This is a genomic window from Pseudomonas oplopanacis (assembly GCF_057128725.1).
The window spans coordinates 316,561-336,664 of sequence record NZ_JBSKHV010000006.1 but is presented as its reverse complement, the minus strand read 5'-3'; the positions used below and the strand labels follow the sequence as shown (position 1 = coordinate 336,664).

14 protein-coding genes are annotated in these 20,104 nt (G+C 58.9%); 8 read left to right on the top strand and 6 right to left on the bottom strand.

Features of this window, described 5'->3' with window-relative positions; genetic code table 11:
• The 3 genes from ACWKV5_RS15475 to ACWKV5_RS15465 form a co-directional block, all read right to left on the bottom strand.
• Nucleotides 1-260, bottom strand: a 260-nt coding sequence (locus tag ACWKV5_RS15475; RefSeq protein ID WP_483841927.1) for a DUF6124 family protein, incomplete at its 3' end; no start/stop codon positions are given.
• Between the two features lie 549 nt (nt 261-809).
• Nucleotides 810-3,218, bottom strand: coding sequence for a glucose/quinate/shikimate family membrane-bound PQQ-dependent dehydrogenase (locus ACWKV5_RS15470; protein ID WP_483841926.1), 2,409 nt, complete (start codon nt 3,216-3,218; stop codon nt 810-812).
• Between the two features lie 203 nt (nt 3,219-3,421).
• Complete coding sequence (locus ACWKV5_RS15465; protein ID WP_483841925.1) at nt 3,422-4,804, bottom strand: carbohydrate porin; 1,383 nt, start codon at nt 4,802-4,804, stop codon at nt 3,422-3,424.
• 285 nt (nt 4,805-5,089) lie between these two features.
• Here ACWKV5_RS15465 and ACWKV5_RS15460 point away from each other — a divergent pair, with 285 nt between their 5' ends.
• Together ACWKV5_RS15460 and ACWKV5_RS15455 are read left to right on the top strand one after the other, a co-directional pair.
• Nucleotides 5,090-5,320 carry a VF530 family protein gene (locus ACWKV5_RS15460; RefSeq protein ID WP_007944895.1) on the top strand — a complete coding sequence of 77 codons (231 nt, stop codon included), beginning with the start codon at nt 5,090-5,092 and terminating at the stop codon, nt 5,318-5,320.
• Between the two features lie 2 nt (nt 5,321-5,322).
• On the top strand, nt 5,323-5,961 hold the full coding sequence (locus ACWKV5_RS15455) for a Pr6Pr family membrane protein (protein WP_483841924.1): 639 nt from the start codon (nt 5,323-5,325) through the stop codon (nt 5,959-5,961).
• A 138-nt stretch (nt 5,962-6,099) separates the two neighbouring features.
• Here the strand turns inward: ACWKV5_RS15455 and ACWKV5_RS15450 are convergent, their stop codons facing one another.
• Nucleotides 6,100-6,885, bottom strand: coding sequence for a siderophore-interacting protein (locus ACWKV5_RS15450; RefSeq protein WP_483841923.1), 786 nt, complete (start codon nt 6,883-6,885; stop codon nt 6,100-6,102).
• Nucleotides 6,882-7,460: a PadR family transcriptional regulator gene (locus ACWKV5_RS15445; RefSeq protein ID WP_483841922.1), complete on the bottom strand. Its 579-nt coding sequence runs from the start codon at nt 7,458-7,460 to the stop codon at nt 6,882-6,884. Before ACWKV5_RS15445 ends, ACWKV5_RS15450 begins: the two co-directional genes overlap by 4 nt.
• A gap of 473 nt (nt 7,461-7,933) precedes the next feature.
• Between ACWKV5_RS15445 and ACWKV5_RS15440 the strand changes: the two genes are divergently transcribed.
• The 6 genes from ACWKV5_RS15440 to ACWKV5_RS15415 all read left to right on the top strand — a co-directional run bounded on the left by ACWKV5_RS15440 (nt 7,934) and on the right by ACWKV5_RS15415 (nt 14,936).
• Nucleotides 7,934-8,425, top strand: a complete 492-nt coding sequence (locus tag ACWKV5_RS15440; RefSeq protein WP_483841921.1) for a CS1 type fimbrial major subunit — start codon at nt 7,934-7,936, stop codon at nt 8,423-8,425.
• A gap of 109 nt (nt 8,426-8,534) precedes the next feature.
• The gene (locus tag ACWKV5_RS15435; RefSeq protein WP_483841920.1) at nt 8,535-11,057 is read left to right on the top strand and encodes a TcfC E-set like domain-containing protein; all 2,523 of its coding nucleotides are present in this window, start codon (nt 8,535-8,537) and stop codon (nt 11,055-11,057) included.
• A 40-nt stretch (nt 11,058-11,097) separates the two neighbouring features.
• Entirely contained in the window at nt 11,098-11,838 is a 741-nt protein-coding gene (locus ACWKV5_RS15430) for a molecular chaperone (RefSeq protein ID WP_483841919.1), read from the top strand.
• Between the two features lie 4 nt (nt 11,839-11,842).
• Nucleotides 11,843-12,346: a CS1 type fimbrial major subunit gene (locus ACWKV5_RS15425; RefSeq protein WP_483841918.1), complete on the top strand. Its 504-nt coding sequence runs from the start codon at nt 11,843-11,845 to the stop codon at nt 12,344-12,346.
• A 10-nt stretch (nt 12,347-12,356) separates the two neighbouring features.
• Nucleotides 12,357-13,625 carry a hypothetical protein gene (locus ACWKV5_RS15420; protein ID WP_483841917.1) on the top strand — a complete coding sequence of 423 codons (1,269 nt, stop codon included), beginning with the start codon at nt 12,357-12,359 and terminating at the stop codon, nt 13,623-13,625.
• A gap of 66 nt (nt 13,626-13,691) precedes the next feature.
• Nucleotides 13,692-14,936: a hypothetical protein gene (locus tag ACWKV5_RS15415; protein WP_483841916.1), complete on the top strand. Its 1,245-nt coding sequence runs from the start codon at nt 13,692-13,694 to the stop codon at nt 14,934-14,936.
• Between the two features lie 45 nt (nt 14,937-14,981).
• Here the strand turns inward: ACWKV5_RS15415 and ACWKV5_RS15410 are convergent, their stop codons facing one another.
• Nucleotides 14,982-20,063 carry an NEL-type E3 ubiquitin ligase domain-containing protein gene (locus tag ACWKV5_RS15410; protein WP_483841915.1) on the bottom strand — a complete coding sequence of 1,694 codons (5,082 nt, stop codon included), beginning with the start codon at nt 20,061-20,063 and terminating at the stop codon, nt 14,982-14,984.
• Nucleotides 20,064-20,104: the final 41 nt, after the last annotated feature.

Below are 20,104 nucleotides of genomic sequence, written 5' to 3'. Positions count from 1 at the left end.
AGGTAGGCGGCAAAATCGCCGGCCATGACGCTGGCCTGGGCCAGGGTTTCACAGGTGTGGGCCAGCAGGTCTTCGTCGTTGAGGTCCGGTGCAAGCATGAACATGGTGCTGGGTTTGCGGGTGGGTGGTGATTTCAGGGCCGCGGGGTTGAGGTAGTGATTCAGCGCACGTTCGGCGGCGTCATGGAATTTTTTGGAATCGACGGATTCGTAGGGGGAAACGTCGTCTGTTTCGGGGGGATTTGGTGTTTCTTTGATCATGGTGAAGCTCCAAGTAAGTAATGGAGCTGCCACTAATCGCCGCGAAGCAATGGAAGGTGGCAGCTGTACGCAGGTTCGCGGACCGAGCACTTGGTAAACCCGGCATACCCGAAGGTATCCCGCGCACAGCCACCATGAAACCAATCGACAAACTATGAAGGAGAGTCGGTTGAGGGCGGTGATTATGCACCAAGTAAGCTAATTCAGGCCGCGAAGCCCGGTCGCTGAATTTGCAGCGACACCCAGAGCCTATCTCCATGACTTCCGACACAACAACCGACACAACAACCGACACAACCTGTCGGAATCCCCCTCAAAAACCGCCACGGCTGTAGGACCAGCGCAAAGTTTTCAGACTGATCACAATCGAAATGTGGGAGCGGGCTTGCTCGCGAAGGCTGTTTAACATTCAACATTTTTATCGACTGAAACACCGCTTTCGCGAGCAAGCCCGCTCCCACATTTGATTGGTGTTGTAGTGAAAATCGCGGCCACAAAAAAAGGCGACCCCCTCACAGGAGTCGCCTTTGCATTAACCGCCGCTAAACCTTATTCGGACAGTTTGTACGCCATCACATAGTCACCTTGCTTGGTGCCCAGCGACCCGTGACCGCCCGCAACAACTAGCACGTATTGCTTGCCGTCCTTGCCGGTGTAGGTCATCGGTGTGGTTTGCGCGCCTGCCGGCAGGCGGCCTTCCCACAGTTGCTTGCCGTTTTTCACGTCGTAGGCGCGCAGGTATTGGTCGAGGGTGCCGCTCAGGAAACCAACGCCGCCAGCAGTGACGAAGGTGCCGCCCAGGCTGGGTACGCCCATGCTCAACGGGATCGGAACCGGTGAGCTGTCGCGCACGGTGCCGTTCTTGTGCATCCAGATTTTTTCATGGGTGGTCAGGTCGACCGCGGCCACGTAGCCCCACGCCGGTGCCTGGCACGGCAGGCCCATTGGCGACAGCAGAGGTTCGAGGATCACGCCGTACGGCGCGCCTTTGTTTGGCTGCACGCCTTCGGTTTCGCTTTTGCGCGGGCCTTGGGCGGCAATTTCCGCAGCCGGGATCATTTTCGATTTGAAGGCCATCCAGTCCGGGTTCACGAACAGGATCTGACGCACCGGATCGACCGAGACACCGCCCCAGTCGAACACGCCGAAGTTACCCGGATAAACGATCGAACCTTGCAGCGATGGCGGGGTGAACGGGCCGTCGTAGCGCAGGGACTTGAAGGTGATCCGGCAGACCAGTTGGTCGAATGGCGTCACGCCCCACATGTCGCGTTCTTGCAACGGCGGCGGCATGAAGTTGAGGTCGGACTTGGGTTGGGTCGGCGAGGTGTGATCACCGGCGACAGCGCCTTGCGGCACCGGCACTTCGTTGATCGGCACGATGGCCTTGCCGGTGCTGCGGTCCAGCACGTAGATGCTGCCTTGCTTGGTGGACGCAAGCACCGCCGGCTTCACGCCGTCAGCGGTTTTCAGGTCCATCAGGGTTGGCTGGCCGCCGACGTCCATGTCCCACAGGTCGTGGTGGGTGAACTGGAAGTGCCAGCGCACTTGGCCGGTGGCGATGTCCAGTGCGGTCAGGCCGGCGGCGTGCAGTTCCGATTCCGGGGTGCGAGCGCCACCGAACTGGTCCGGGGTTTGGTTGCCCATCGGCAGGTAGAGCATGCCGAGTTTTTCGTCGACGGCGAACATGGACCACATGTTCGGCGAGTTGCGAGTGTAGGTCTGGCCTTCGGCAATCGGCGTGGTGTCGTCCGGTTTGCCGCTGTCCCAGTTCCACACCAGTTTGCCGGTGTGTACGTCGAACGCACGGATCACGCCGCTTGGCTCGTCGGTGGAAACGTTGTCAGTCACGTGGCCGCCAATCACCACCAGGTCTTTGGTGACCGCAGGAGGCGAGGTGGAGTAGTAACCGCCGGCGGTGAAGCCGCCGATGTTGGCGCGCAGGTCAATCTGGCCCTTGTCGCCGAAGTCTTCGCACATCTTGCCGGTGTCGGCGTTGAGGGCGATCAGACGGGTGTCGGCGGTCGGCAGGAAGATCCGGCGTGGGCAGGCATTGGTCACGGCGGCGCTGGCGCTGCCGGTCGGGCTCTGCTCGGAGGCGTAGACGGCGTCATCGTGATACGACACGCCACGGCAGGTCATGTGCGCCCAACCCTTGAAGTTCGCCGCGTTTTGCGTGGAGAGCTTAGGGTCGAAACGCCAGATTTCCTTGCCGGTGTCCGGGTCCAGCGCGATCACCTGGCTGTGCGGCGTGCACACGTACAGCATGCCGTTGACTTTCAGCGGGGTGTTTTCAGCGGTGGTTTCGCCAGGATCGTTCGGGCCCGGCAAGTCGCCAGTACGGTAAGTCCACGCCGGGACCAGCTTGTGAGCGTTTTGCGGAGTGATCTGCGCCAGCGGCGAGTAACGATCGCCGTGGGCGCTGCGGCCGTAGGAATTCCAGTCACCGTCGGGCATGGCCGGCGCGGTGTTGGTCATGCCGGGCACGCTGTCGCGGTCCAGTTGACCCTTGATTTCACCCGGGTTGGTGAATTGGCTGGCCAATGCGGCCACGCCTGCCACGACCACGGCGACGCTCAGGGCGCCAGTGCCCATCGGTGCAGCGCCTTCGCGCAGCAGCGGACGACGGAACCATGGCAGCAGCATGACGATACCCAGCGCAAACCACAGCGCCAGACGCGGCACCAGTTGCCACCAGTCGAGGCCGACTTCCCACAGTGCCCAAACGGTGCTGGCGAACAGCACCAGTGCGTACAGGCCCAGCGCTGCGCGGCGAGCCATGATCAGCAGCACGCCGGTCAGCGTCAGGCCGATACCGGCCAGCAGGTAATACAGCGAGCCGCCGAGCATGCTCAGCTTGATCCCGCCGGCCAGCATGGCCAGGCCCATTAGCAGAAGCAGGATGCCGAGCAGGCTCGGCAACAGACGGCTTCGACTCAAAGCACCATCAGTGCTCATAGTGTGGTTCTCCGTGACGTTTTAAGTAGTCCCGCGCAAGTTCACTGTAGATGACGATCTGGCGTGGGCATGGTTCAGTTGAAATCTGTTCGGTTGATGCATTCCCTTGTGGGAGCGAGCCTGCTCGCGAAAGCGGAGGTTCAGTCAACATTGATGTCAAGGCTGACGGCCTCTTCGCGAGCAGGCTCGCTCCCACTGGGGGGTTAGAAGGATGAAGTGATCTTGATCCCGCCAATCAGGGCGTCATCGACCTGGTCCACGCCACCGGGATGGCGGATGTATTGCAGGTTCGGGCGCACGGTCAGCCAGTTCGTCACATGCACGCCGTAATAGAGTTCGGCGCTGTATTCGGTGTCTTGCGGTGGCAGGAACGACGGGTCGTCGTAGTTGAAGACGGCGCGGGCCTGATTGGTCGCCTCGGCGTTTTTGCGGTAGGCCGGGTTGACGTGAACCCGGGCCAGGGCGAAGCCGATGTCGTCTTTGGCGCGCGCATCGAACAAGCCCTTGTAGACCACGCCAGCCTGGACGTAGTTGTCGATGGCATTGGTCTTCTTGTCGTGCATCGTGCCGTTGGCGAACACGTTCAAACCACGACTGTTATCGCTGGCGACGCTGGTGATCTGCTGCTGAATGCCGAGCCACACGCCGTGTTTGCTCGATGCACTGCGATACGCTTCACCACTCAGGGCCGCTGGCTGACCATTGCTGTCCTTATAGACATCGGTGGCGCTGGCGCTGCTGTAGTAATACCCGGCACGGTATTCGCCCGGCAGGCCGTTGAGCTTCGGCATCCACACCAGTTCCACCGGCAAAATCGCGCCTTGGGTGCCGCTGCCACTGAGCTTGAAGCCGTTGTCGCGATCCAGGTTCGACGGGTTTTGCTCGTAGGCACCGACCTGCGCGTACAGCTCTGGCGTGAGGTGGTATTTAACGCGCAACGCCCATTGGCTGACCGGCCAGTTGTACCAGATGTCACCAACCCAGTTACCGACTTGCGAGCCGCAAAACGCCAGGTTCTGGAAGTCGCAGGGGAAGCTGTTGAAGTCTTCGCCTTCGCCGAAACGACCGGCCTTGATGTCGAGCTTCTGGTCGAAGAACTTCAGCTGATACCACATCTGCGTCAGGCGCCAGGTTTGCCCGCGGCCCCAGACCTCCTGGGCCGAGGTGAAGCCGCCCACGCGTGGATCATTGATGCGGTCATTGCTGATGTTGTTGCCGTTGCGCTCGGTGATGGTCAGCTGAAATTCGGCGTCGTCCCAACCGAGGATTTTCTGCAAATCCAGGTGCGTGCCGAAACCGAACTGGTCGCTGTAACGCGCGGTGCGGTCATGGTCGTAGCCGCCGTGCAGGTTGCTGCCCATTTCGCCGGTGTAATCGACTTTGAAGTCGTAGCCTTTTTCCGCAAGTTCGGTGCGCGTGCCGTTCCAGTCGCCGAGCATCCACGGTGAATCGCTGTCGAAGGCGGGCGCCGCCTGGGTGCAGGTGGCGAAGCCCAGCGCGGTGAATCCACCAATCAGGTTCAGGGCTTTCCGGCTGGCAATAGCTGTGCAGACAGCGCTGTCTCGCGAAGTTTGAAAGTCAGGCATAGAGAAGAAATTCTGGGTCTTTTTCTAGGGAAAATACGGAGTGCAGCAGGCGTGAAGCAGTGTGCGGAAGCGTTTCAGCTTGGCGGGCGCAAGGATAATGTTCTGTTACAAATAGAGAAAGGGCTTTTACTGACATGGATCATTTCAGATTCGGTAACAGTGCCGGGCGGCAGTCTTATCAAGGTCACCTACAGTAAGAGATAGCGCACAGAGCGCTTCCACCCGATCACCCCCTCGGCTAAGGTGCGCGGCTTCCCACTCCTTAACATCGCTCGAAGGCCCGGCATGACCGAACAGAACAACAACCCGCTGCATGGCGTGACGCTGGAACAGATCCTCAACGCCCTGGTTGAACATTACGAATGGTCGGGGCTGGCCGAGCGCATTGATATCCGCTGCTTCAAGAGCGACCCGAGCATCAAGTCGAGCCTGACGTTCCTGCGCAAAACCCCGTGGGCCCGGGAGAAGGTCGAGCGTTTGTACGTGAAGTTGATGCGCACCAAGCGACCGGTCTGAACATGCCGGGCTCGGTCGCGAGGCGTCGTTTTGTTGCCGTTGCGGCGGTACTGGGCTGGGCGGGACTGGCCATTCAGCTGTACCTGATCCTGTATTCACGCTGGACGCTGGATGCCAGGCTGATCGGCGGTCTGGTGAGCTTTTTCAGCTATTTCACGGTACTGACCAACACGCTGGTGGCGACGGTACTGACCTGCGAATGGACGTCCCGTGAGTCGGCGGCTCGCCGCTGGTTTTTGCAGCCGTGGGTGAGCAGCGCGATTGCCGTGAGCATCGCTGTGGTGGGGTTGGTGTACAGCGTGTTGCTGCGGCATTTGTGGCACCCCGAAGGCTGGCAATTTCTGGCGGATGAATTGCTGCACGACATCATGCCGCTGCTGTTTCTGGCCTATTGGTGGCGGTGCGTGCCCAAAGGTACGTTACGCCTGCGGCACATTGGCCTGTGGGTGATTTATCCGCTGGGGTATTTCGCGTATGCGTTGTGGCGCGGGCATCTGCTGGCGGTTTATCCCTATCCGTTCATTGATGTGGATAAGTTGGGTTATCCACAGGTGTTTGTGAATGCGGGGGGATTGTTGGTGGGGTTTGTGGTGGTTGCGCTTGTAGTGATCGGGCTCGATAGATGGCGAGCCCGAAAGTGAACCTGATTTGTGGCGAGGGGGCTTGCCCCCGTTGGGCTGCGAAGCGGCCCCAAAGTCTGGGAGCGCTGCGCACTCCAACGGGGGCAAGCCCCCTCGCCACAACAGCGCCCTCGCCACAGGATGTTTGTCAGGCTTCAGTTATTCATCGTCGCTGGCATCCAGCCGCCAGTAGCCGACCGCTTTGACCATTTGCTCGTTCAGCCCGTGCTCATCAAGCAACACCCGCCGAATCTGTCGCGACACTTTGGTTTCGGTCGCCACCCACGCATACAGACTGCCGCTCGGCACTTGCAGTTGCTTCACGGTTGTCAGCAGATTGTCCTTACCGCCCTCGCGCAGCACCCAGATCACATTGACCTGCGCGGCGCTTTCGAGATGTTGCTGCTCGGCGCCGTTCTCCACTTCTACAACCACCAACGCACGGCGATTGGCCGCCAAGCCTTCGAGGCGGCGGGCGATGGCGGGCAGGGCGGTTTCGTCACCGATCAGCAGGTAGCTGTCGAACATGTCCGGCACGATCATCGAACCGCGTGGCCCGCCGATGTGCAGGAACTGGCCGGGTTGGGCTTGCTCGGCCCAGGTCGAGGCAGGGCCGTCGCCGTGCAGCACGAAATCGATGTCCAGCTCAAGCGTGTCGAGGTCGTAGCGACGTGGTGTGTAGTCGCGCATCGCCGGCATCGGCCCGTTGTCTTTCCCCGCGCCGAGCACCAGGGTTTCCAGCGCCGCGTGTTCCGCCGCGTTCTGCGGGAACAGCAGTTTGACATGGTCGTCCGTGCCGAGGCTGACGAAACCGGCCAGCTCCGGCCCGCCCAAGGTAATCCGGCGCATGCGCGGGGTCAGGTCGACCACGCGCAACACTTGCAGACGACGGCGTTTGATTTCATGCATGACGCGGTGGATGGATTGCACGATCACTTCAGTCATTCGGCTTTCTCCTGAAAAGGTTGAACGGCAGGGCCATCGACAATGGCTTTGGCAGTGTTATTGAGCAAGTCGCGCACCCGCAGGATTTCTTCCGGGCTCCAGCGGCCGTGGTGCATCTGCAAGGCATGACGCAAGTTATGCACCGCCTCGTGGATCTCGGCCGGGCGGTCGTGGCCTCGCAGCGAACGCTTGCTGACGTCGATGCGCATCCTCACGCCGTCCAGCGCAATCGCCTGCTCGGTCAGTGACAGACGTCCGGCGTCGGTGATGCTGTAGCGTTTTTTACCGCCATCGGCGTCGCCCAGGATCATTTCGCTTTCTTCCAGGAACGTCAGGGTCGGATAGATCACGCCGGGGCTGGGGCTGTACGCGCCGTCGAACATGCTTTCGATCTGGCGGATCAGGTCATAGCCGTGGCAAGGCTGCTCGGCGATCAATGCCAGCAGCAACAGTTTCAGGTCGCCGGGGGCGAACACACGCGGGCCGCGGCCGCCGCGTTCACGGCCGGGGCCTGGGCGTTTTTCGAAGCCGTCGCGGCTGTCGCTGTGCTCTCGATGGGAATGATGGTCTCTCATTTTGCGTCTTCTCTCGTCGTGTTTAGATACAACTTAAGATATATCTTTAGGCAAAAGCAAGGCCCCGAGACGAACGGTCGACCGTTGAAAATGATGAGAAGTGTGCTCTTTTAGAGTAATTGAACTAATTGTAAGGCGCTGCTGTTTATCATTGGCTTACTATTTAGTGATAGTAGTATTGTTCTGACGGAAGTTTGATTAAGTATTATCTGTGTGCTTTTTTAGTTTGAACTGTGTGTAGTATTTTTCTGAGGGTAAAACAATCCATTTGTTGTTTTTGAGGATTTTTTCCTGCTGTTCAAAAGTCATTGTTACTACATGTGCTTAGGAACTTACGTACTTACTTTCTCGAGCGATTGGCCGATCATTCTCTGGCGTCGAAAGTTAAGCGAATTCACCACCGCCTCACGGTATGGCATTCGCTTGCTCTAACTTTTATTCGCCCAATCCTTTGAAAAAACAGGTACTCAACAATGTTCAAGAAGTTTGCAATCGCCGTTCCGATGACTCTCCTGGCCCTCAGTTCTTCGGCGGCGTTCGCTGCGGGAGACGCGCACACTGTCATCAACATCAGCGCCACCATTCCAAGCAAGGTCTTCCATGCTCAGCCGCGCAACCCAGACTTCGGTAAAGCTGAAAAGATGGCCTACGTTCTAGGGGCAGGCACATTGACGCCAATTCGTGCGACTTACGATGTGCAACACACCAATGGTTCGGTTGGCGCTTACATCGAAGGTGGCCCGCAGCCGTTGTCCAACGGTACCAACACCATCGCGTTGACTTATACCTTCAACGGCATAACCCTGTCGGGCGTCTCGCAAGAAGTAGTAGGCGACACTGAGTCCAACGGCGGCATGCAGGCCGATCTGGTGATCGCCGCCGTCAAGCCGGCTGACGGTCAGAATGGTCTATATAACTCCACGCCGGTGTTGATGTTCGACGCAATCCCCCGCGTAACTCCGTAATACGGTTATGACTTAAGGCTTTGTCCTTATTGATAACACTTACCGGTTGGCGGGTAACTTCTGCCCGTCGATCGGGTTTCAACGTATTTATCTTCAGAGTATCCCGTTCATGTTCCCGATGACTCCCATCGCGACGGCGCTTGCCCTTTTTTTCTGCGCAACCGCAATCGCCGCGCCAGCGGAAAACGGCACTACACCTCGAAGTCTGCTGGCGCAGGCCAAGGGGTTGCCGACTGAGTTCGAAGAGCACTTCTTTGACGTGCCATTGGCCGTGCGTGTGGAACTTGACCAACAATTTCTCGGTGAGGCGATGGTGGTGTTATCCCGCGACGACCGCGTCACCCTGGTTGACTTCACTGACATCAGTGACAGTACGATCAAGCCCAGCGAGCGCTATACCTGGTCGACTTATTTGAAGCAAGGTGTGGCGCTGGGCAGTTGCGAGGCCAAGTGCCCCGAGCAGCTTCTGGCGGTGCATTACAGTCTGGAAAACTCGCTGCTGTCGATCGTCACGCAAAACGCCGAGCGTGACGAGCAAGCGCAGCATTACTACACGTTGCCCGAAGGCGGCAGCACCGGTTTGATCGTGCGCAACCAGTTGAACCTCAACGGTGGCCAGAACCAGGATCTCGGCGGCCGTTATGGTCTGGAAGCCAGCAGCAGCCTGGGTAACTGGACCCAAGCCGTCAACGTTCAGTGGTCCCGACTGGGCGGCATCGATAACACGCTCTATCACGCCGTGAATGAGCTGTTTACCCAGCGCGAACTGCAAGGCAACTTTCTGCGCCTGGGCCTGTTCACGCCCTCGTCCGAAGGCCTGACCCGCCAGCCCAACACCTTTGGCACCAGCCCCGACACGGCGCTGGGCGTGATGTATGGCAGCTCCGACAGCCTGGCCCTGAATAACCCGAAGCCGGCGGTGTATCCGATTTATGTCACCGCCAATCGCCTGGGTTCGGTGGAGATCTACCGCGACGGTTTGCTGATCAATACCCAGGCCGTGCCCGCTGGTTTGCAAACTCTCGATACGCGTCCGCTGCCGGGTGGCATCTATGAAGTGGAAGTGCGTCTGATCGAAGACGGCCAAATCACCTCCAGCACCCAGGAACTGATCTACAAGCCGAACAACTGGCGTAACCATGACGAGCGCTGGCGCTACAACCTCTTCGCCGGCCGTGAATCCAAGGTGCTCAGTAACTGGGACGAACAGGACGATGGCGACATGACCGCTGGCGCCGCGTTCAACTACTTGCTGCACCCTCGGGTGATCCTCGGCCTGAGCGGCCGTCAGGTGCGCGACAGCCTGCAATACGGCACGTCGATCGACTGGTCGATCATCAATAACGCCAGCCTGTTCGCCAACGTCTACCAGACCGAAGATTACGGCACCGGCTTCGATGTGCAGGGGCTCTATTCCTATGGCAGCGGCAGCATCGTCGCCAGCCACAACCGCAGCTGGCTCGACACGACGAAACTGTATGACACCCTGCCGGATGGCACGCGAGTGCGTCAGCGCAACGTGTTTGTCGGGCAGACCAGCAACTCTTCGTTGTCGCTCAACCATCGCTTGACCAGCAAAAGTTCGGTCAATGCCCGTGTGTCTCACAGCGAGGGCAACACCAACGGCACGGGGGTGGATCTGGGATGGACTCAGCGCACCCGGCTGTTTGGCAGCGATGCCAACTGGCGACTGTCGCTGTTCGATCGGCCCGGCAGTATCAGTTCGGATGACGACCGCAACCGTGGCGTCGACCTGAGCGTCAACGTTGCCTTGGGCGGCCCCGGTGAACAGATCTCCGGCAGCATCGGCTCACGCACCGCGCGCGAGGGCGGTCGGGATAACAACGCCTCGATCTCTTACCGCAAGGACCTGCAGGATCACCTGCTGCAAAGTGTCTCGGCCACGGTTCTCACCGACACCTACGGCGTGGGGTTGAACGCGATGGGGACGATGCAAACGGACCTGGTCAACGGCGACGGATTTGTCCAGCGCTCGTCCTTCAACAACGACTTCACCGGTGGCCTGAACCTGGACAGCACCGTGGCCGTCGGCGGCCAGAAAATGGTCGTGACCAGCCAGTACCACCGCAACGGTGCGGGCATGATTATCGATGTCGAATCGGACATCACCGACATCGCCTTGCGCGCCGACGATTTGAGCGGCAGCAGCACGGTACTCAAACCCGGGCGCAATTTTGTGCCGATCACTGCCTACAAAAGCAGCTCGGTCAGCTTCGATTTCGAGGGCAACCATGTGCCCGCCGCGACCATCCAGCCCGCCCGTTCCAGTTATCACTTGAACAAGGGCGGCGTGGAGTATCGCCAGATCAAGGTCATGCGCACCCTCACCGTGCTCGGTCGCCTGATCGACCCCGCGGGCAACCCGCTCAAGGGCCACCACATCATCAACCACGCCAGTCGCGGCGTGAGTGAAGTGGACGGCTTTTTCTCGATGGAAATGAACGCCGGCTCACCGACCCTGGAAGTGCGCCACGGTGATCAGTTGCTGTGTCAATTCCGCCTCGACCCGAGCAATGGCCGCACGGAAAACAACGTGCTGATGATCGGTGATTTGCGCTGCACGCCGGACACCTTGGCGGATGCAAGTTTTGTGGCTCGAACGGCGGGTTGATGGCCCGGCAGAACGTGATTAATCAACGAGGTAAAGGACGATGAAACGTCTGTTGGCAGTATTTGGTTTTTGTTTGATAACCCAAGCAACGCAGGCAACACCGAGCATCAATATCGGCACCGTTTACGACTATCTGGACGGCGACAAAAGCACCTTTTTGAAACGGGTGTTCAATGGCGGCGACAGCACGGCTTTCGTGAAGGTCAACATTCTCGAGATCCTCTATGACGCCGAAGGCAAATCGCAGGAAGTGCCGCTCAAGACCAGCACGGATGGCAGCGCCCGTGATGGCTTGATGGCCAGCCCGGCTCGACTGATCGTCCCGGCCAATGGCATGCAGGGCACGCGATTGTTGTTCATGGGCGAGCGCGACAAAGAGCGCTATTTTCGCGTGCGTTTTGTACCGGTGGTGCCCGAGAAAGAAGACGAGTTCGCCGTCTCCAAAGAAGAGCGTGACGACTACAAGAAAACCCTCTCCGCCGGGGTCAATGTGCTGGCGGGTTACGGCGCGGTTTTTTTCGTACGACCCAAGCAGGCCCGCTTTGACAGCGCGATCGAAAACGGTGCGGGCACTTATCGGATCCGCAACAACGGCAACACGGTCGTGGTGATCGATGAGTTCAAGGATTGCTCGGTTAAAAGCGAGCAGGACTGCCAGCCGACCACCAAGCATCACATTCTTGCCGGCCGTACGTTTACCTTCGAAAAACAGGCCGGACGCCAGTACCAGTTCACGCTGGTGGAAGGTGCAAACAGCAAAAAACTCGACGTGAAGGGTTGAAGCCATGACCAGGAAACTGATCTTCGGGTTTTTGGCGGTTGCTGCTGCGGCGTGTGCGAGTCATCCGGCCTTTGCCGCCAGGGAAGTGCATCAGTTCGAAGTGTTCGTGACGATCCCGACGCAGGCGTTCTACGTGATTCCCTCCGACCCGACCTGGATCCATCGCGAGCAGCAACTGCCCTGGAACCTGACCGCGTCGACGCTGGGCGGTTTGCGCAAGCATTTCGACGTCAAGAACGAAGCCGGCTCGATCGAGGCAAGGCTTGAAGGTCGACCGTATCTGTCCAACGGCACCCCGGCCGATGACATTGGTTTGCGGGTGCTGTTCAACGGCACGTTGTTGAGTGAGCTTGAAAGCAGCGAAGTGGTGTCGCTGACCGACGCCGCCCCCGGCAAACGCGTCTTGCTGGAAATCGTCCCGATGCCGCCGGCCGACGGGGTTTACAAGCCCGGCAATTACTTTGGCAACGTCAACATGATCTTCAACGCGGTGATGCCGGGTGCTTGAGTGATAAACCATGAAACCTAAAAGAATGGAAAGAGTTGCGACGCTTTTTGTTTTGAGCGTGACGGTGGTCCTATGGAGTGTTGAGTCGGCCATGAGTGCCACCATGGAGATCAGGGCGGTATTTCGACCGGATCCCTCCAAACCTATGGAAAATAAGTTCGTTAATCAAACGCCTGTGACGGGGCATTGCCAATTGCAACCAGAGTTCTGTAACGACAGAGGTCTGTTCTCACTTCTGATGCCGATCGATTTCGTGTCTGTGGCGCCCATTGAAGCCAAGCACCCTGATTCGCGCAAAGGGGCGATGTTTCGCGTGCCAAGTCACTGGCAGGTGCTTCGTGTCAGGAATGTCGATACTCAAGAGTATGCGGAGCTGGAGGTGCGCATAGCCTCGATCGGCGGCCGTTATATCCTTCCGGATACCGCCGAAAACCTCGTGGGTGAAGGTGAACCCACAACCGTTCAGGGCTGGCACACTCGATTATGGGGCGATTGGACATGGAATCCGCCGGCTCCCTGTCAGGGAACTGGCGGGATGTATACCGCGCCGAACAGTAGAACCTTTTTCTGGATAACACCGACCGCGAATCAATGTGCGGCAACCGCCAACTATCGCATTTCGAATCTGGCTTACGACAGAATGCAGATCGGCTATGAGCTGCGTACACCTAATCCGTTGGGAATGTCCTCCGGTCTATACACCGGAGATTGGACCTATTTCTTCGGACCGGGAAAGGACTTCGACATGGGCGACATCATGGAACCCACCAGTCCGACCCTGACGCTGAACTTCATCCTGGATGTTCAGCACACCCTCAAAGTGGAAATACCCCCGGGGGGCAACCGCGTGGAACTGGTACCGCAAGGCGGCTGGCAGTCGTGGCTGACCCAAGGGCGCAAACCTACACGCCTGTTCCGCGACCAGACGGTCAATCTTTCCGCCAGTTCACGCTTCAAAATGCAGCTCGAATGCCAATACACGCAGGATGGACAGCATTGTTCCTTGCGCGAACCTGTCAGCGGTCACGCCGTTCCCCTGAATGTCAGCGTCAGCCTTCCCCATGGCTTGAGCGATGCCAGTGGGCAACCCGTCAGTCGTCGGCCGTTGCGGCGTGACGGCAGTGGCACGGAGCTGTTTCAACCGGGCATTTATGTGGATCGCAAACCGGGAACGCTGCACTTCGAGGTGCCTGCCGAGCAGGTGGCAGAAATGATTGGTCCGGGCGTGGCACGTCAATACTCGGGCAACGTGACAGTGATCTGGGATTCGGATGTTTAGCGCTCCGTCAAACGCTGCCACGGTTGCAACGGGCCGAGCATTACTATGATTTTTGAAGGAAAGACAATGAACTGTCTGCGTACGCAATCATTTGGAAAATTGACCGGCCTGTTGTGCGCCGTGTTGGCGATGTCGGCGCACGCCGTGACGGTGGACATCGAAGCAACCTTCAAGCCCGATTCGTCCAATCCGCAGAGCAATAAATTCATCAATCAGACACCGTCCGAAGGGTTCTGCCAACAGGTTCCGCAGGCCTGCGAGCCCTATGGGCTGTTCAGTCTGCGTGCACCCATTTTGTTCACGGCCAATGCACCGATCCTGGCCAATCACACGGACCCGCGTCAGGGCGGCATGGCCCGGGTGCCCTCAGAGTGGCGAGAGGTGCCGGTGACGCATGAGTCGGGTGATACCCGAATGCTTTCCATACGGATTGGCGGCATTGGCCACGAGACGCAGACTCCGCTCACGGTCAGCGAATTGACCGGTGGCAGATACTGGGACCAGCTGTGGGAAGGAGGAGGATGGGTGTATGCGCCTGCGCCTTGTCAGGGGGTGGGTTGGTATACGCACGGCTCCCGGGGTTACAACAGCTTCTGGAGAGTGCCGGAGGATGCGGGCGTGTGCAGCAAGAAGGCACTTTTCGAGATTCCGATGTCCTTGCGTTATCTGTACTTCGTATTCGCTTATGAGCTGCGTACACCGGACCCGCTGAACATGAAGGCGGGTAAATACACAGGCTCCATCCCGTATTCAGTCGGCCCTCGCCAGGATTTCGACATGGGCGATGTGATGATTCCGGATGAAGGGCAGTTGATCCTCAATTTCACGCTGGATGTTCAGCACACGCTCAAGGTGGACATTCCTCCCGGTGGTACGCGCATTGAGCTGGTGCCGCAAGGTGGCTGGCAGGCCTGGCTCACCCAAGGCCGTAAACCGACGCGGTTGTTCCGTGATCAGACGTTCAATATTTCGGCTTCGAGCCGTTTCAAGATGAACCTCGAGTGCCAGTACGTCAGTGGCAATACCTGCGCGGTGCGGGAACCAGCGACGGGACATTCGGTGCCGCTCAACATCCGCGTCACCTTGCCCAGTGGTTTGACCGATGCCGCGAACCAGCCGGTCAACCAGCGCCCACTGCTGCTCGATGGCAGTGGCACGCACTGGTTCCAGCCTGGCTTTTACGTGGATCAGAAACCCGGGACGCTGCATTTCGACGTGGCCCGGGACCAGGTCGAGGAGATGCTCGAACCGGGCGTTGCCCGAAGTTACTCGGGCAACATCACGGTCATCTGGGATTCGGAGGTGGGCTGATGCCAGTCCCTCAATGCCTGCGGCGAGACTGGCATCGACACGCATCTATTTCGACGGATCGGCCTTTTGCAGGGCTTCACGGGTCAAGCGTCGGCTCAACGCCTTTTCGTCATAGCCGATCTCGTTGAGCAACCGCTCATACACGGCATCGGTCATCTCGGCGCCGGTAAACACCACGCTGTGGGGGACGGGAAGTTGATCGGCGAGGTCCTGCAACTGCCGCCGTAACGGAGCGCGCCGCACCTCAGTCCATCGGGCGGAGTGTGCCCAGGCGCGTTGCGCATCGCGCAGCTGATCCAGCAGCTCGGGTTTGCCCCGGTAGATTCGGGCGTTACGGTGGTAGGCGTCGGGGTAGGCTTCACGCAGGTATTTTTCCCAGAAGGGTTGCTCGATCATTTCATTGACCAGCCCGTCGCCGGCCTCCATGGAGATCACGGTGTCAAACGCCGTATCGAGGTTTTTGGCGCTTACGCCGGCCGTGGTTTCATAGAGCATCGTATTGGATTGCCATGGCAGGCCCAGGCGGTGGGCCAGGCCGGTTTCGTAGGCAAGGTACACCTCGACTTCATCGGGGTTGCCCGCTCGGCTGCGGACATCGGCACCGGCGATGTCATCCACCCGCGCCAGGCGCGCGGCGCCTTTTGCCAGGGTCACCAGCCTGCTTTCCAGAATCTCGGCCGAAGCAGAGAGGGCATAAGCTTCGGCGGTGAGGACCTTGATCCCCATGTTGTTGAATAACTGGGCACCGGCATCGGCGCAGGTGGTAGGGGCGGAGGTCATCTCGAACAGCTCGGTGCGCAATTCAGTGTCCAGGTCCATGGCCTCGATCATGCGCCAGACGCGCCCGCTGAGGTGATCGCGCAGTGCTCCACCGGCGCGGTAGTCGGCCGTCTGCTTCAATTTTTCAATCAAAGCGAAGAAGTCTTTGGAGCCTGGCTCGCCCATCAAGTCGTGCCAGGCTTCTTCCTTGAACGTGCCCAATCCGGCGACGACCCGACTCCACCAACGGGAATCATCCGACATCGGCCAGGCATCGATCGCATGCTCGGCGGCACGGCGGTAGACATGCCCTGAGCTCAAGCCCACCGACTTTCGGTACTCCTCATAAGTGAAGCGGTTTGCATCGGAGAGCTGCTTGGCGAACAAACGCGTGCGGGCCACGATGCGTGCATCTTCGGAGCCCGGCGTCACGGCCGGCAGTTCAGTGAGCGGGTTCTCCATCAGGTCGAGGAGAAACCCCCGGGGGCGGCGTTTCTTGAACAGACCCTCAGGCCAGCGCGTCACCCCGGTGTTGCTCAAGCTGAGGACCATCAGTTTGGGCATACGCTCGACATTGGGCAGCAGGCCCAGTTCCGGGTTCTCATCGAGCCTGAGTGTTTCCATGCGGGTCAGGTTTCTCAGGATCTCGACGGCCTCAGGTGTCAGGGTGATGTGGTTGTCCGTCAGGCGCAGGGTGCGCAGAAAGTGCATCTTGTCGATGTCGTCCGGCAAGTGGGCCAGCCGGCAGCCTCTGGCACTGAGCTGCTCAAGCTGGGGGAATTTTTCCAGCAGGCTGCCGGCTCTGGGGTTAAAGGTTGCACGGTCCAGAGTCAGCGTGGTGACCTGATCCAGGTGGTGCTGGATGTCCGGCAGTTTGTTCCACCACAGATCGAGGTTGATGACATTGAATTCTGCCGACAGATCCAGCGTGTATCCACCGTCGAGGCTGGCGCTGCGCTCACCGAAGACCATCGATCTTCGTTCAAAACACTGCAACAGTCGGTCGGCGATAAAGCTACCGCCGTTGTACCTGAAACTCATCCATTCGGAGTCAACCGCACTGTCACCCGTGCCGTCAAAGGGCGCAGGTCCCCAGTTTTCCAGGGTTTGTCGCAGCTTTTCAAGCTCGTCCTCCAGCGCGTTCATGACCGTGAACGGCTCATCTTTGGCATTCAAGGATCGAGCGAAGGCAGCCACTTCACGTTCGTTCAGGCTGGGGTACAGATTGCGTACCCGATCCTCCAGTGTCGCGGCGGGTTTGGAAAACAGCGGGCCACGCAGCAGGGTGACCGTTTCCGGGGGCAGGACGGGCACATTCGGCGGCTCGGCGAGCAGTACCCGACGCACGCTGGGCATTTCGGTCTTGGCCATGATCCATTGCTTGAAGAAAAGGCCTTGTCCGGGCCGGTAACCCAGTGCCTGACGCTTGTTGGCGGGCACGGCGTGGAGTACCGACTCCATAAAATCGTCGGCTTCATGCAGTTTGTTGTTGGCGCCGTCCCGCAGTTCGTATCGGCCGGATTCCTCGTGGATCAGCAGTCGCACGGTCGTCGCATCCTCGGCGCCGACGCTGCATCGCAGTGGGCCGTCGAAGCTGCCTTCACGCACTTCAATACGCAGCTCGGCGAAGGTGTCGCTGTGCAGTCGCAGGGTATTGAGCACCAGCCTTTCGGTATCCGCCCCCCACTGTGCGTCAGCATAAAAGCCCTCATAGGCGTGGCTGAGTCGTGCTTCGAAGGCGGCTTCGCGGGCCAGGGTTTTCAAGCGCAGCGGCGGGCGCTGTTCTTTTGACAGGCGTTCCAGTTCAGCGCCACGGGCCCCGGCCAGCAGTGTTTCGGCCGTGCGGGCCGGCAGCTCCGGTACCGTTTGACGAAGCACGCGGATACGCGGGTTGTCCGAAGTTTGCCCGGCCTGGTAGAGATAATTGAAGATGTCTGTCCTGATCTCGCTGGCTTCATCAGCCAGTCGATTACGCAGAGCCTGCACGCGATCACCCTTGGCGACCTGCGGGCCGAGCAACGTTTCCAGCTCGGCGTCGTTGAAAAAGTCGACGACGCTTTGCCCAAATTGGTCGCTCGTGACATGGGCGAGACTGGTGGCGAGGGTCTGTTCGTCGCTGGCCTCGCCGTCGCCAAACTGGCGAAAATGCCCGCTCAGGTCGGTGTTTTCGTAAACCTTCAGCGCTTTCTCTGCGGGCCAGCCGTCCAGATAGGTCACCAGTGGCGCGAACCAGTAAGAGGTCGGTTCGAGGGGCTGCCCGGCACGGATGTGTCCGATGGCGGTGTCGATCTGCCGGTCAATCTTCCAACGCTGCAGGCTGTCTGCAAGCAGCGGCGGCGGTGGCGTATTGTCGATGTACATGCGGCGCAGCGCATCGTCGTCGGTGCCGCTGGCGATGCGAACCCGCTCAAGCGCTGCATCGCTGATACCGTCCACGTCATGGCCAAGACGGCGCATCAATGTCGGGCCTTCCCAGTCCTGCGGGGTTTCGCCTTCATGGGTCCAGGCACCCAGGCCATTGGTCTTCAATTCGGGTAAATAGGCATTGGCGCGGTGAGGATGCTTGATGCGGTAGCGCCCCTGCTTTACCTGGTGTTGCACGGCGTAATGCTTGCCCTCCAGTGGCAACACACTTTGCTCCTTGTGCGAATGCAGGCCTCGCGCATCAGGTCGCGAATCGTCCGGCAACGTGAGGCCGGGCTGTTCGTAGGGTTTGAGATCGGGGTGCCACAGCCGGGACTGACCATTGGGCAACCTCACCGGTTTCATGCCTTCGATCAAGGGTGAAAGCCTTAGCCGCGCGAACTTGCCAAGCTCCGCACCTGCCGCAATAGCCGCCAGTTGAATGATGTTCGTCACCACCTCGACGATATGCTTGGCGGCTTCGGTCCATAACCCTTCGGCCATGTCCACAATGGATTCGACCACGTCACTGGTGATCTGGTAGGCGGTATAGGCCATCATCAACTCACCCAGGAAGGGCACGAACGGCGTGATGACAATCAGCGCGACGTTGAAGATGTCCGAGACAATCTTCTTGAAGTTGTCCCACCAGGCCCAGCGTGCATTGCTGTCGGCATCGGCGGTGGACACGGCGATGTGTCTGGCGTCGTTGAGAATCTTATTCAGTTTCTGCTGATAGAGATGCGTCCACAGATTGTCGTTAATCAGTTCGGTACGAAAATGCAGCCGAGGGTGAGCCACCGGCTCTTCGCGCCATGGCGGACGCTGATCCAGTGGCTCTTTTTTGTGCCAGCGCACCTCGGTCAGGTTCTGCTGGAGTTCGGCGAAAAACAGCCCGCGTTGCTGATGAGGGACGAACTGACTGAAGTATTGGCGGTAGGTCATGCCGCTGGATCTGATCAGTTTGTTGTCCCGCAGTTGGCGTATCAGTTCGTTCAGGAAGTCGGGGAGCGAGGGGTATGTTTTCAGCGGATGTTCGGGGTCTTGCGGGACATAGGCGATCACTGGCTCGATTTGCCATGTCCGATCCAGATCCGGGGCGATCAGGACGATGCCGGTCAACGCCGTGTCGAGCATCGACAGTTGGTGAAACCGCAAGGTCTTGCCTTTGAGTTTTATGGTTTGCTGGCTATCAAGCATCGCCAGGACAACATCACGGGTATGCGGTCCGATGTCACCGGTCACCACCGCCAGTTGCGTCGCCGCTTTGAAGGCGGCTTTCTGACTTCTGACGACTTTTTTCTTCAAGAGCGTTTTGGCAACGGCATCGTCGGGCAACAACATGCTTTGCAGGTATTGGTTGTATCGGGCGCCGATATCCAGTTCGCGACACAACGTCTGGAACTGAGCGATGGACATCTTGCGTTTGATCGGTTTGATGTCGAACAGCCCACGTTCATCGGGTTGGCTGATGAAATCCGAATCGGCCTCGCAGGTTTCGGTACGGGCGAAGTTGTGCAGTGCGGCATCCAGCAGGGATACCGTTCGGGCGACCACACCTTTTGAAATATCGATGGCGTACCACGGCTGTTGCTTGGGTAAATAAAGATGCAGGAAGGTTGTTCTGACGTTGTCCTCGACGCCAAAGTGTTCCTTCAGTGCGGCACTCAATAAGGGTTCGGAAAACTCATAAACATTTTGCAACTTGTCGAGTAACTGGTCGACAGTGTTGTGTTCCGTCCATAGTTTCAGATTGGCGTCTTGTAACTGCTTGTGATCAGCGTCCGGAGTGGTTGGCCAGCGTGCCGTGGCTATTGGCGTAGCGGCGAGTTCCTGCGCTCTTCTTGGCGATGCATTTTTGAATACGTGAGGGATTCGGTTTTTTATAAGTTCGTAATGACGCCCGCTGTCTGCAGGTGTGTCAGATTGTGGCTGGTTAGTTATACGTCCTTGTAAGTCAGACATTGTTTTAGTGAGCCTTGAATATAAGTTGGAGTTCCCAGCCT

Excerpts from the sequence above, each read along its gene's own strand:
- ACWKV5_RS15470 (WP_483841926.1), bottom strand. The coding sequence starts at position 3,218 with ATGAGCACTGATGGTGCTTTGAGTCGAAGCCGTCTGTTGCCGAGCCTG.
- ACWKV5_RS15465 (WP_483841925.1), bottom strand. The coding sequence starts at position 4,804 with ATGCCTGACTTTCAAACTTCGCGAGACAGCGCTGTCTGCACAGCTATT.
- ACWKV5_RS15460 (WP_007944895.1), top strand. The coding sequence starts at position 5,090 with ATGACCGAACAGAACAACAACCCGCTGCATGGCGTGACGCTGGAACAG.
- ACWKV5_RS15455 (WP_483841924.1), top strand. The coding sequence starts at position 5,323 with ATGCCGGGCTCGGTCGCGAGGCGTCGTTTTGTTGCCGTTGCGGCGGTA.
- ACWKV5_RS15450 (WP_483841923.1), bottom strand. The coding sequence starts at position 6,885 with ATGACTGAAGTGATCGTGCAATCCATCCACCGCGTCATGCATGAAATC.
- ACWKV5_RS15445 (WP_483841922.1), bottom strand. The coding sequence starts at position 7,460 with ATGAGAGACCATCATTCCCATCGAGAGCACAGCGACAGCCGCGACGGC.
- ACWKV5_RS15440 (WP_483841921.1), top strand. The coding sequence starts at position 7,934 with ATGTTCAAGAAGTTTGCAATCGCCGTTCCGATGACTCTCCTGGCCCTC.
- ACWKV5_RS15435 (WP_483841920.1), top strand. The coding sequence starts at position 8,535 with ATGTTCCCGATGACTCCCATCGCGACGGCGCTTGCCCTTTTTTTCTGC.
- ACWKV5_RS15430 (WP_483841919.1), top strand. The coding sequence starts at position 11,098 with ATGAAACGTCTGTTGGCAGTATTTGGTTTTTGTTTGATAACCCAAGCA.
- ACWKV5_RS15425 (WP_483841918.1), top strand. The coding sequence starts at position 11,843 with ATGACCAGGAAACTGATCTTCGGGTTTTTGGCGGTTGCTGCTGCGGCG.
- ACWKV5_RS15420 (WP_483841917.1), top strand. The coding sequence starts at position 12,357 with ATGAAACCTAAAAGAATGGAAAGAGTTGCGACGCTTTTTGTTTTGAGC.
- ACWKV5_RS15415 (WP_483841916.1), top strand. The coding sequence starts at position 13,692 with ATGAACTGTCTGCGTACGCAATCATTTGGAAAATTGACCGGCCTGTTG.
- ACWKV5_RS15410 (WP_483841915.1), bottom strand. The coding sequence starts at position 20,063 with ATGTCTGACTTACAAGGACGTATAACTAACCAGCCACAATCTGACACA.